This window comes from Patiriisocius hiemis, assembly GCF_031846325.1.
In the GTDB taxonomy this organism is placed as follows: domain Bacteria; phylum Bacteroidota; class Bacteroidia; order Flavobacteriales; family Flavobacteriaceae; genus Patiriisocius_A; species Patiriisocius_A hiemis.
Genome location: NZ_JAVRHZ010000005.1, coordinates 82,253 through 93,710, shown reverse-complemented (window position 1 = coordinate 93,710; position 11,458 = coordinate 82,253). Strand labels below are relative to the sequence as shown.

The following is an 11,458-nucleotide window of genomic DNA, read 5'->3' as shown; positions in this document are numbered from 1 at the left end:
TATGAGTTACATAAGATTTAAAAGCTTTCTATGTTTAGTGTCCCTGTTAGGAATGCTTCAGCAATCTATTGCGCAAAATGTACTTTCAAAATCTGAAGCTATTTCAGAAATGCTTCAAAATAATTTCGGGATTCAATTAGCACAAAATGAATTGGAAATTGCATCAAATAACAAGAGTATTTTAAATTCTGGGTATTTGCCAACAGTTGTAGGAACAGCAAGTGCACAATACGACAATGCTAGTGACCGTAGATCCTTTCCGGGGTCTTTAGATGAAGATGGAAATCCAAGACCAGATGTTGTTATCGAAGATGCAGAAACACAAAGATATAACGCAGGCATTAATGTAAATTATGTACTTTTTGATGGTTTAGGTAGGTACTATGATTATAAACAATTAAAAGAACAATATAATCTAACCGAATTACAAGTAAGAGAAACTATTGAAAACACAATGCTACAACTTTTTTCTGTGTATTATGAAGTAGCTAGGCAGACTGAAAATGTAGTAGTGTTAGAACAAGCATTACGAGTGTCCAAAGAACGTGTTACTAGAGCACAATACCAATTTGAATATGGGCAAAATTCAAAACTAGAAGTTCTTCAAGCTGAAGTTGATGTAGTAACAGATAGTGTTAATGTATTAAATGCAAAACAACAATTAGCTAATGCAAAGAGAGACTTAAATGTAGTTTTAAATAGAGATTTAAACGCTAGTTTTAAAGTGGATACACTTGTAAGCTTTACTAACAAATTACAGTTAGAAGGCTATGTGGCAAATAGTAAAGAAAATAACGTTACTTTATTGCAAAGTGAAAGCCAGATGAAGGTTAGCGATTATGCAATAAAATCTGCTAAGTCATTGTTGTTACCTACAATTGGGTTAACTGGTAGCTATGGGTGGAATAGGATTAATAGTCCTGCTTCTGCATTTTTTCCTGGTTCTATTTCTCAAGGCGAGAATTTAACCCTTGGAGCAAATCTCACTTGGAACCTCTTTGATGGAGGAGGGAGTATTGTTGGTTTAAAAAATGCTAAAATATTATATGACTCTCAAGAACTGCAACGTAAACAATTTGAGTTAGAAGTAAATCGCGATATTGCTAATGCAAAGGGGACATACGAGAATTTGTTAGAGATATATAACATACAAGAGCAAAATGTAGTTACTAATAAAAATAATTTAGAACGTTCCCAAGAACGATTAAAGCTTGGTCAAATAAGCTCCATCGAGTTTAGACAAGCTCAAATAAACTTAATAAATGCAGAGACAAGTAAAAACTTAGCAAAGTATGATGCCAAGCTTGCTGAGCTTGAATTACTGCGTCTCACAGGCCAATTATTAAATACAGATTTTTAGTGGAAGAACATTTTTTTCAATGTCCATACTGTTGGGAACAGATTTCAATGTTATTTGATTTATCTATAAGCCATCAAACGTACATAGAAGATTGCGAAGTTTGTTGCAATCCAATCGAAATTATTGTATATTCTAAAAAAAACAGTATTAAGTTAATTATTGTAAATAAAATTTGATAATAAGTATCTTTATTGTAATTTTTGTGTTAAAATAATAATAATATGTTAGCCTCTTTTAGTTTTTCGGATAATACAATAGGCTTTTTAATTGATGGCGTTTTGGATGAAAAAACCAATCGAAATCTTAAAAAGCAAGTCTTTGAGAGGTTTAAAGGACATAATAAAGTAAATCTTTACATGGAAGATGCTTCTATTGTTGACTATAGAATACGTTCTGTGATATCAAATTGCGCTTTCAAAATTAGAAATTCAAAAAAAATTAATAAGATTGCAATTGTGAGTGATAAAAACTGGATTCACCTTTGTTGTTTTCTAGATAATTTATTTTTAAGCACTTCTGTAAGAAGTTTTAAAATAAAAGATAGATTACAAGCAATTTCTTGGATTGCTGAAACAGATTCTAAATAAATTTCTTAAACTTTACTATTGTAAACTCTAAAAAGGTTCGTATCTTTGCGGTCTATATCGCGGGATAGAGCAGTAGGTAGCTCGTCGGGCTCATAACCCGAAGGTCACTGGTTCGAGTCCAGTTCCCGCTACTACGCTTAAATGCTTTAAAATAAACGGTTTGGTTTCGACTAAACCGTTTTTTTTATGTCTATTATTTATGATTTTGTTACCTTAGAGAATCAAATTGAACACGATTTAGAACACACTTTGGAACACAAAAAGCAATTTTCCACTCCTAAAATCTATTCTGCAAAAGGCGATTTATCAAAACGCTGGTATGTTTATTTTTCTTTTCGCAACCCTGCAACGGGTAAGTTGCAACGAATGAAAAATATATACGGTATTGCCAATAAGTTTGATACTAGAGAAGATAGAATGACTGTTTTAACGTGCTATCGTATAAACTTAATACGATTACTTAAAAAAGGCTATAGCCCTTTTGAAGATAATAGTGAATTACACACCAACCTATCCAGTTGCAACGAGCAACGTCGTAGGTTGCAATCCATCCAAAAAGGAAATGAAGAAGAAATACCCTATAGTTCCTACTTTGACGGAACTGAAACACCCAAAGACCATGCAGGACTAGACACCAATCTAGCCAGTTGCAACGAGCAACCCGATAGGTTGCAACCAGAATCTAATGTAGATGATGAATCCTCAATAGAAGAAATACCTACTTCAATCAAAAATTCAACAGTCGTTGCAACGGATATATCAAGTACCGTTGCAACGGTAAAAGCAACTAGTGCAACCTCTGAAAACCCAGAAATAGTAGGAGGTGAAGATAAATCACAAATAAATACACCTAAAAAAACACCCCCGATTGCAACGGCTCAACCAACTTCCGTTGCAACGGGGAATACTACACCTAAACTTAAAGAAGAAATGGCATTTGCACTATCACTTAAAAAGCAAGTGATAAGCCCTAGAACACTAAGAGACTATACCTCTAGCGCAAATACTTTTATTGAATGGCTTAAAATACATAAGAGCGAGTTGCAACAGGCTTCAGATATTAATAGAATGACCTGCATTGCTTATCTTAATAGTATAGCAAGCAGAAGTAGTGCAAGAAACAGAAACAACCACAAAGTAAACCTAAGTAGCCTTTTTGAAGTACTAAAAGAAAATGAAGTAGTCACAGAAAACTACTTTAAGAAAATATCCAAACTAAAATCAATACCCAAACGCAATAGAAGATATACCCTAGAAGAACAAGAACGCATATTTAAGTATCTAGAAACAAAAGACCCTGTACTTCTACTATACATAAAATGTATTTCCTATGCCTTTTTACGTCCTATTGAAGTTTGTAGGCTGAAAGTAAAAGATATAGACCTAAACAATAAAACACTACACTTCCAAGCCAAGAACAAAGCACATAAAATTAAAATGATACCACAACTCCTGTTGGACGATTTAGGAGATATAAGCCACCTAAAAAAAGAAAACGTACTATTTACCCCTGAAGGACTAGGAAAAGAGTGGGTTGCAACGGTAGAAAGCAGAAGAGACTATTTCTCAAAACGCTTTAAGAAAGTAGTAAAAGACACCTTTGACTTTGATGAGAACTATGGACTCTATAGTTTTAGACATACCTATGTCACCAAGTTGTATAGACAACTCATAAAAGAACACGCTCCCTATGCTGCAAAGAGTAAACTCATGCTAATTACAGGACATACCACTATGACCGCTTTAGAGAAATACCTCAGACAGATAGACGCCGAACTACCAGAAGATTATTCAGATATGTTATGAAAGATTTAGAAACCATACATTGGGAATTAGTACATGCCGTTGCAACCGATATGTTCTTTTATATTATAGCCGACAATACAGAGGTTGTAAGCTATTTGTTTGATATTCCTATGGAATCTTACCTAAACAAGGTTATTTACTTTAAAGAAGGTCTAGAAATAGCTATAGTAGATGAAAAAGAAACATTTCAAAAGGTGATTAACAAAAAGAATCATTTAGAAAGTAACCTTTTGAAGTTAACTTCAATTAGAGATGAATTAAAAGAAGAGAACTTTAAAATAGTATTAGATAGACACATGCAATGGGCAAATATGTCCTGCTTTTATTCCAATTTGCTCTTAGATAATGTGGATAAGTTGATGACAGAAAACGTAGAGCTTTTAGTAAGAATGTTTGAGATACAACGAAATGCTTTTGTTAAGTATTCAACAACAATTAAAGATATATTTAAATATCAAGAATTAAAACCATTTGATGTTTTTGATGTACCTAGCTTTTCAGAAGGCTATTCTTTTTTAGAAGCAATTGCAGAAAATAAACCTTTGGTTGCAACCGAAACTCAACCAGCCGTTGCAACGGGTAATACTAATACAGAAAAAGAGCAATTAATTACAGATAAAGAAGCAGAGCGTTTCCTATTAAAAACAGTATTCCATATAAAACAGTAATTAAGTTTACCAATTCCGCAACCGTACGGTTGCAACCGCATTGCAATGGTACAATAGATAGGTGTGAAGTCAATAATAGCAATAGAAAGACGTACTACAGAAGTTAATTAAACAGTAAGAAAGTGTAACCGTTGCAACGGTACGGTTGCAACGGACAAAACGAAAACTAAAAAAGGAGTGATAATTAATAATTTTGCAGTTGCAACTGTCTAGAAGGAAAAATATTTATACTATACAGGCTTATGTTTTTTATACGTTGTTGTGCATAGTTATTTTTCCAGTTTTCTTTCGAACTTTTCAAGGCTAATTTCTTTTCGCCACCACGAGTATTTTCCGTACGCGATTTGCTTTTCGTAATCGACTTCGAGATAATCCGTCCAACACGCAAAAAAATCGTAATCATTTGCTTTTCCAGTTTGAGAGTCATTCTCAATGATGCTCGGTGCAATCAGATAATATTTTCCAACTTCGAAATTCGAGATGTATGGTCGGCATAGAATTCCGTTATCGCCCCAAATTTTTATTCGTTTTTTTGATTCCGATCCTTTATATTTTTTCACAATTTCTACTGTCATTGAATATGGCATTTTACCATCGTAACCGTAAATCTCATCTTCTAAAAAGTCGGTGTATTCGATTACCTTAATCAAAGCAACAAAGTTTTGATTATCCGATATCGCACTAAACGAGCAATCGCCTGTACATTCGCAACTACAAGCGAAAGATTTAATAGAAATCAGTAAGACAAATATTATTAATATCGTTTTTTTCATAATTATGCACAACGGTTTTGTATATGGCTCGTAGCGTGCAAATTAGAAAATTATTTTCGGATTAAACACAAGCCAGATTTTTAAATTTTACTATTTATCTTTTTTATTGGAAATCGTCAAATTTAAAAATTTGACGACTTTCCAAATATGCCTTAACTTCGTTTAAGCAACTAATTAGCTATGAGCTATATACGGTGTTAGGCAACGTTTTTATTTATCTATTTCTTTTAATTCAAATGTTTCAGCACCATCCTCAACTAGACAATGTTTTTCATTCAAAAGTTGAAAATTGTTTTCTCCGTCTTCTCCGACTTTTTTGGTCAGTTTACATTGTAAAACTTTAGTTAGTTTTAATTTGCTCATTGCTCTTGGGTGAATCGCAACACATAATCCATAACCTTTTGATTGGACACTTGGATAAACAACTCCGTCATAATTAGAGGTTTTTGTGAAAATCTCCGTGAATTTTGATGAAATTAAATATTCGTGATTATTACCACCTGAAACATATTTGGAAAATTCCGCTGATAAAAACTTAAGACATTTAATTGTGTTCTCCCTAACATCTTTTGGTATTTCTTTCAAAAATTCCACATATTGATTTCTCAAACTATTCAAATAAGGATGTTCATACTCAATCGTTGGGTCAATAATCGTTGCCAACGAGATACCTTCAATAACTTCCCAATTTCCATACGTCAAACGGCTCCAACCTTCGATTACATCAGAGTTTCTCATTAAACTAGAAATCTCTGAAGTGCCAACAATTCTAGGATACTTCATTTCTTCCTTGTCAAAATCTTTTTCTGAAATTACAGCACCATAAAACATAGTATTTTTTGGTGTACTCGCTCTCAAATAGTTCGAATTAAATTCTGCAGGTTTAAATGAAATGCGTGAAACCTTATTAAATTCAGGTTCTTCTTTTGTATTGTTTACTGCTCGCTCTATTTCCTTTGAGTATTGACCTTCTGGTGTTTTGTGATAATCGGTAAGCATAATTCCTAAAGGACCTAAACTTGTCAGCAATTTGTCTAATTCCGCAATTGGATATTCACTTAAATCAAGTTCTTTTAGTTGGTCAATAGCGTGCATTTTCGGTTTTGGTTTTAAATGTTGCCTAACGGTTTTGTGTATGATTAGTTGCGTGTTTTAAGCACGGAATTTAGTAAATAAAAACTATATTTGAAGTCTGCGAAAACTTTCGTAAATAGTTAATAAATAAGCAATTAATTATACACGTTGTTGTGTTTTCGTACTTTTTTCGTTCAGTTTGTAGCGTTGGCAAAGACATACTCTTTTGCAATTTTTGGCTTGTGTGTTGGCTGAAGCGAATTGCAAATGTGTATGGCTTTTAGCGTTGGCTTACACACATAATTTTATCAGTTTACAGTCCATTAATTTTGCAGGATTATTTGGATTTTTTATTTGCTTATCCTCAATACTAAATCCTTTTTCAGTTATTCCTTCAAGTTTACTTTTACTTTCATTCGGAAAGTTATTATATTTCTCTAATGGAATTATGCAAACTAATTCAAAGTCTTTGTCTGTTGGTTCGTGTAAATAATTGAACACTTTTCTTGGGTTTTCAATTTGCCACATTCCTCTAATTCTCAAGTTGGTTATTCCTAATGGGTCAACTTGATTAACTCTGCCTAATTCTTTTGTATCAGCAAAAACAACGTCAGGAATAGTTTTTATTCCATCTGAAATGGTTGTTTTTATTCTTTGATAAGTTTCGTGTTTTGCTGCATAAGAACTTCCATAAACCATCCATAAAGACTTAATGTTTGTGTCAGATGTGTGTCCAACGCAATAAATTAAATCTTTTACTGTCCATTTTTCACAATCTCTACATTCACTTGTTATCATCGGACTTGTATGCCTTAAATCAGTTTTAGGATAACTACTGTTTAAAGCCAAACTACTGTTTGCACTTTGAGTTTTCTTAACCTCAATTGCATCTCCACCTTTTATCATAATATCTGGCGGATTGTTTTGAGAACCCAACCAAGAAAACTCTTGATTATAAGTTTTTAATCGACTTTGCTCGTCATCAGAATCAAATGTGTCAGCAAAAGCATCTTTAATATAGTTTTCAAGAGCTTCTCCCATACTATTCGCTCTATTTCTACCTGAATAAAATTCGCGGATAGCAAAATTTTTATGATTAACAATATTGTAAATCGCTTCTAAAATATTTGTCATACTGCAATTGCTTCTTTTAGTTTTTGAGTCTTTTTGACTGCTTTATTCGTTTTATCGTTAGCTTTAATTTGTTCCATAATGCTATTTGCTAAAAACTTTGCTAAATTGACAGGGACAGCATTTCCAATCATTTTGTAACCTGCTGCAACTTTTTTATAATGGAAAATAAAGTCGTTCGGAAAAGTCTGAATTCTTGCACATTCTCTTACACTTAATCTTCTGTATAAATGTTCTTTTCCTGGAACAAAAATTCTTTTATTCTTTTCTATAAACTTCATTTTTGGGGCTTGTGGATGAATAGGTGCGTGTCTTCCACCTGCTTGAATTGTATAAGATTGCTCATCCCAACTTCTTACTCTATTTCTTGACATAAAGATTGTTGAAAAACTTCCAATCATATATTCGTGATTTGGAACTGCACAATTATCTCCATTGGTATTGTTGTATTCTAAAGCTGGTAAAACACCTTCTTGTAAATCAGATATAACATCTTCAAGCGGTATTTTTGGGAAAGTTTCAGTTGGGAATTGATATTTAAAATTCAAGTCTTTTCTAATTCCGATAAAAAAAACTCTTTTTCGGTCTTGGGGAACATTATAATCAGATGCGTTAAGCATTTGAAAAGAAAGTTCATATCCTATTCCTGCATTTCTAAAAAGTTCTTTAATTCCTTCTAAAGCTTCTGTGTGTTTAGAAATCAACATTCCACTAACATTTTCTGCTAAAAAGAATTTTGGTTGTTTAGCTTCTAATATTCTTATGAAGTCATAAAATAATTGACCTCTTTTATCTTTAATTCCTCTTGCTGCTCCAGCTTCACTCCAACTTTGGCAAGGAGGACCTCCAATTATTCCATCGCATTCTGGAACTTCATCAGCTGGTATATTTACAATACTTCTTTTGTCAAGTATCGTGTTTGGATGATTTTTCTCATAAGTTTCCCAAATTTCTTTGTCATATTCGTTTGCCCAAATAACATTAAAACCAGCTTGCTGAAAGCCTAAATCAAGTCCGCCAGCTCCTGCGAAGAAAGATACTATTTTCATATTTTATTGTGTTTGAAGTGATTTATTAAGTGTTCTGCGATATTCTGCTTTTTCCTCTGCAACTTGTAAAAGCTGTTTTGTGCAATTTGTCTCGTAAATATGCTTTCCAATTTGGTCAGTCACATATTCATTCCGCAATTCTGTAAGATTCAGTTTGAAGATTTTCGCAAGTTTTGGTAAGCGTTTTTCGTCAAAATCTCGCTTTCCATTTTCGATTTTACTCAAATTTGCAGAGTCTAAATTTAGTTTAGCTGCAAGTTGAGTTAAAGTCAATTCGTTTTCGTTTCGTAAAAGTCGGATGTATTCTCCAAATGTGGTTTTCATAAGACTTGTCATTTTTTGACAAATCTAAATATTTTAATTGGAATATTCAATTCGAGCGTTGGGAAATTTTAGCTCTTTTGGTTTTTCTAGCGTTGGAATTGAGCTTTGGCAAAAACCGAAAGTGCTAAAATTGCGGCTGGTCAGTATGAAACACAACGTGTTTGTATATGGTTTGTTGCGTGGTTTAGCACGTAATTTAGCAAATAAAAACCGAATAGAAAATCCGCGAGGATTTTCGTAAGTAGGCTAGAACTAGCAATAAATTATATACGGTGTTACCTGCTGGCATTTCTCAAATCAGTATTCTAAAGCTAAAGTACAAATCTTTATATTCCATAAAATCCTCGTAACCAATTCCAAAAGAAATTCTATTTACTGGAAATTCGCTATTAAAATTAATAGCCTTGAAAATTTCAGTTTTGTAATTAATTTGATTTTTAAATACTGATGTTTCAAATGTCGTGCTTATTTTTAGTTTTGAAAACCATTTAGAAGCATAAAAATGACCTCCGACTATATTATTATTCCTAGTCAAATAATCTAATCCAACTCCTAGACCAAAGTTCTTTTTAAGATTTAATCCATATTTAATTTGATGATTTTCAAATTTATTTCTTTTGTCATCTATATTGACATTTCTATTCTGATAATTATATGCTATAAAATCTGAAAGATTAGATTTTTTATGAAATATATTCCATTTGGCTATTCGAAAATTTAGATGATGAAATCCGTTGTTATCGAAGTTGTACTGTAACGAGCTACTTCCGTTAATTTTTGTTTTACCTATGTATGTCGCAGAATAAGAAGTGTAAAAACCTAAAGGTAATTTTGTAGCTCCAGTATATCCTAATTCTAAAGAATTTGATATGTAACACATATTTATCATTCCTCCAGAATTGTAACAACCTTTTTTTGGTAGTGTTTCTTTAAATTCTTTGTAGACCTCTTTGAGCTTTAAAGTATCGGACAGTTTTTTTACTAAGCCTAAAACTATAATTGCCTCAGGAATTGAATCTTGTGAAGATGGTGTCCAATAGTTTTTGTACCAGTAATTTTTTTTATCCGAATGCTCTATAATATATGTGATTCCATCCATTCCTTGACTCCATTTTTCTATATCCTTATCGGACGGAAGTTCTAAGATTTTGGAATTTTGTATAATATTATAGACGCTTAGTGATTGTTTTAATGTCAGTAGAATTTTATTCGTAAATGTTTTGGTTTTACTTCTGTTAGCTTTTTTGGTATGATAAATATAATTTACAATTGCTCCATTTATAACAGAACTATCTTTTGATATTTCAATTACCTGTCCGTGATTCCAAAATCTAAAATTGAAGTCATTTTCTGATTTTTCAAAATCTTTTAAGTCCAATGTCTTATGAAATTCGACATTCCTTTTGTACCAATAAGCAGTATCTCCTTTTATTTCTTTGGTTTGAGAAAATATAGTCTGAACCAACAATAAAAGCGGGATGATGATGATTTGCAGTTTGTTCATTTGCTTGCAGGTAACGGTCTTGCATATGGCTAGGCGGGTGCCGCGCGGCTGATTCGGAAGGGCGATCCCGCTTCAGCGGGATGCTGGCAGCAGAGCTTGTCTCTGCGTGCGAATCAGCTAGGGCAGTGGCGCCGCCAATACGTTTCTATCCGTTTTATTTGTTTTTGATAAAGTTAGGGAATTTAATTTGAGCCGAGAGTGACCGCTTTGCTATATGCATTGTTGGCAATAGTTTATTATTTAATTTTAACTTTTAAATAATTGATAAAAGCAGAACATGATACTAACATAAATTTTGCATCTTCCATAGTTACCTCAATATCGTCTTCGAGAAGTGAATGTCTTATACCTCCTGAATCACTTGTGTAACCATATAACGAAGAAAAGGCCTGTTTTAATGCCCCGTGAATTTTATACGTTGATTCTATAATGCTTAAAGCTTTTCCAAGTGTTGTTTTCTTATCTCCCGTTATAATAATACACAAAGACTCTACAGCGGAAATAGATTCTTTTACTGAATTTCTATAATCTGGATTTTCTCTATGGGAAAGAAACTCCAAAGCAGAACTTAAATGTTTTTTTACAGGCTCCCATTGCGAATTGTTAATGGCTTCTTCTATTGCCGAAATTTCCTCAGCCGAAGTAATCTGAATAATTTTATCTTCAACAATTCTATAACCAGCCATTTCTTGTTCCAATGCTGAATTTAAATGGACGGTCAAGCCATAGTTAGTTATTGCTTCATCGAGTGCTGCCATAAATTCTATAAAATCATATTTTTCATACCATTTGGCACTAAAAAAATATTGACTTATATAATTCATGGTTCCAGCGGTATAGACATATCCGTTATCAAAAGATTCAATTTTATCTGAGCGATTGCCAAAATATTCTGTCCATATCATTAATAATACTTTTCCCTTATATGAATCGGAGGAATGATCTGAGTAAGTGCTAAGGTGGTTGAAAAAATCTCGTAATAAGGTATTCCAAAGGCGATTAGATAATTTTTCATCGATAGACTCAATTTGTATTGATTCTCGAACATCTGTTTTTCCAATTCTTTGTGAAAATTTCATTTAAATAAATTATTGCCAACGGCCCTGGCTATGGCAAGTGCGGGATTTCGAAGCCGCTTTCTTGTCCGCCTACCGTGATTCCATTTAGTTGTAATATCTTCAT

At 32.9% G+C, this 11,458-nt stretch carries 12 protein-coding genes and 1 tRNA gene; 6 read left to right on the top strand and 7 right to left on the bottom strand.

The annotated features are described in order from the left end of the window. Position 1: 1 nt before the first annotated feature. From RM538_RS09405 to RM538_RS09380, 6 genes are all read left to right on the top strand, one after another. On the top strand, positions 2 to 1,360 hold the full coding sequence (locus RM538_RS09405; protein ID WP_432279803.1) for a TolC family protein: 1,359 nt from the start codon (positions 2 to 4) through the stop codon (positions 1,358 to 1,360). Continuing rightward, entirely contained in the window at positions 1,360 to 1,536 is a 177-nt protein-coding gene (locus RM538_RS09400) for a CPXCG motif-containing cysteine-rich protein (RefSeq protein WP_311333172.1), read from the top strand. Before RM538_RS09405 ends, RM538_RS09400 begins: the two co-directional genes overlap by 1 nt. A 45-nt stretch (positions 1,537 to 1,581) precedes the next feature. Further along, positions 1,582 to 1,947, top strand: a complete 366-nt coding sequence (locus RM538_RS09395; protein WP_311333171.1) for a SpoIIAA family protein — start codon at positions 1,582 to 1,584, stop codon at positions 1,945 to 1,947. A gap of 58 nt (positions 1,948 to 2,005) precedes the next feature. Continuing rightward, positions 2,006 to 2,078: transfer RNA gene (locus RM538_RS09390), tRNA-Met, on the top strand. Positions 2,079 to 2,133: 55 nt separating this feature from the next. Further along, positions 2,134 to 3,753, top strand: coding sequence for a tyrosine-type recombinase/integrase (locus RM538_RS09385; RefSeq protein ID WP_311333170.1), 1,620 nt, complete (start codon positions 2,134 to 2,136; stop codon positions 3,751 to 3,753). Beyond that, positions 3,750 to 4,421, top strand: coding sequence for a hypothetical protein (locus tag RM538_RS09380; protein ID WP_311333169.1), 672 nt, complete (start codon positions 3,750 to 3,752; stop codon positions 4,419 to 4,421). The genes RM538_RS09385 and RM538_RS09380 overlap by 4 nt, the downstream gene beginning before the upstream one ends. 269 nt (positions 4,422 to 4,690) lie before the next feature. Here the strand turns inward: RM538_RS09380 and RM538_RS09375 are convergent, their stop codons facing one another. The 7 genes from RM538_RS09375 to RM538_RS09345 all read right to left on the bottom strand — a co-directional run bounded on the left by RM538_RS09375 (position 4,691) and on the right by RM538_RS09345 (position 11,355). Further along, positions 4,691 to 5,194 carry a hypothetical protein gene (locus RM538_RS09375; RefSeq protein WP_311333168.1) on the bottom strand — a complete coding sequence of 168 codons (504 nt, stop codon included), beginning with the start codon at positions 5,192 to 5,194 and terminating at the stop codon, positions 4,691 to 4,693. Between the two features lie 210 nt (positions 5,195 to 5,404). After that, positions 5,405 to 6,289 (bottom strand): hypothetical protein, encoded by an 885-nt coding sequence (locus RM538_RS09370; RefSeq protein ID WP_311333167.1) that lies wholly within the window; start codon positions 6,287 to 6,289, stop codon positions 5,405 to 5,407. Positions 6,290 to 6,559: 270 nt separating this feature from the next. Then, the gene (locus tag RM538_RS09365) at positions 6,560 to 7,402 is read right to left on the bottom strand and encodes an NgoPII family restriction endonuclease (protein ID WP_311333166.1); all 843 of its coding nucleotides are present in this window, start codon (positions 7,400 to 7,402) and stop codon (positions 6,560 to 6,562) included. Continuing rightward, positions 7,399 to 8,448 (bottom strand): DNA cytosine methyltransferase, encoded by a 1,050-nt coding sequence (locus tag RM538_RS09360; protein ID WP_099570527.1) that lies wholly within the window; start codon positions 8,446 to 8,448, stop codon positions 7,399 to 7,401. The genes RM538_RS09365 and RM538_RS09360 overlap by 4 nt, the downstream gene beginning before the upstream one ends. Positions 8,449 to 8,451: 3 nt before the next feature. Then, entirely contained in the window at positions 8,452 to 8,784 is a 333-nt protein-coding gene (locus tag RM538_RS09355; RefSeq protein ID WP_052405163.1) for a helix-turn-helix domain-containing protein, read from the bottom strand. Positions 8,785 to 9,064: 280 nt separating this feature from the next. Further along, the gene (locus RM538_RS09350; RefSeq protein ID WP_311333165.1) at positions 9,065 to 10,237 is read right to left on the bottom strand and encodes a hypothetical protein; all 1,173 of its coding nucleotides are present in this window, start codon (positions 10,235 to 10,237) and stop codon (positions 9,065 to 9,067) included. A 275-nt stretch (positions 10,238 to 10,512) separates the two neighbouring features. Beyond that, positions 10,513 to 11,355: an AbiJ-NTD4 domain-containing protein gene (locus RM538_RS09345; protein ID WP_311333164.1), complete on the bottom strand. Its 843-nt coding sequence runs from the start codon at positions 11,353 to 11,355 to the stop codon at positions 10,513 to 10,515. Between the last annotated feature and the right edge of the window lie 103 nt (positions 11,356 to 11,458).

What these genes read in the sequence shown, in the direction of transcription:
- RM538_RS09405 (WP_432279803.1), top strand. Translation starts at nt 2, where the DNA reads ATGAGTTACATAAGATTTAAAAGCTTTCTATGTTTAGTGTCCCTGTTA.
- RM538_RS09395 (WP_311333171.1), top strand. Translation starts at nt 1,582, where the DNA reads ATGTTAGCCTCTTTTAGTTTTTCGGATAATACAATAGGCTTTTTAATT.
- RM538_RS09385 (WP_311333170.1), top strand. Translation starts at nt 2,134, where the DNA reads ATGTCTATTATTTATGATTTTGTTACCTTAGAGAATCAAATTGAACAC.
- RM538_RS09380 (WP_311333169.1), top strand. Translation starts at nt 3,750, where the DNA reads ATGAAAGATTTAGAAACCATACATTGGGAATTAGTACATGCCGTTGCA.
- RM538_RS09375 (WP_311333168.1), bottom strand. Translation starts at nt 5,194, where the DNA reads ATGAAAAAAACGATATTAATAATATTTGTCTTACTGATTTCTATTAAA.
- RM538_RS09370 (WP_311333167.1), bottom strand. Translation starts at nt 6,289, where the DNA reads ATGCACGCTATTGACCAACTAAAAGAACTTGATTTAAGTGAATATCCA.
- RM538_RS09365 (WP_311333166.1), bottom strand. Translation starts at nt 7,402, where the DNA reads ATGACAAATATTTTAGAAGCGATTTACAATATTGTTAATCATAAAAAT.
- RM538_RS09360 (WP_099570527.1), bottom strand. Translation starts at nt 8,448, where the DNA reads ATGAAAATAGTATCTTTCTTCGCAGGAGCTGGCGGACTTGATTTAGGC.
- RM538_RS09355 (WP_052405163.1), bottom strand. Translation starts at nt 8,784, where the DNA reads ATGACAAGTCTTATGAAAACCACATTTGGAGAATACATCCGACTTTTA.
- RM538_RS09345 (WP_311333164.1), bottom strand. Translation starts at nt 11,355, where the DNA reads ATGAAATTTTCACAAAGAATTGGAAAAACAGATGTTCGAGAATCAATA.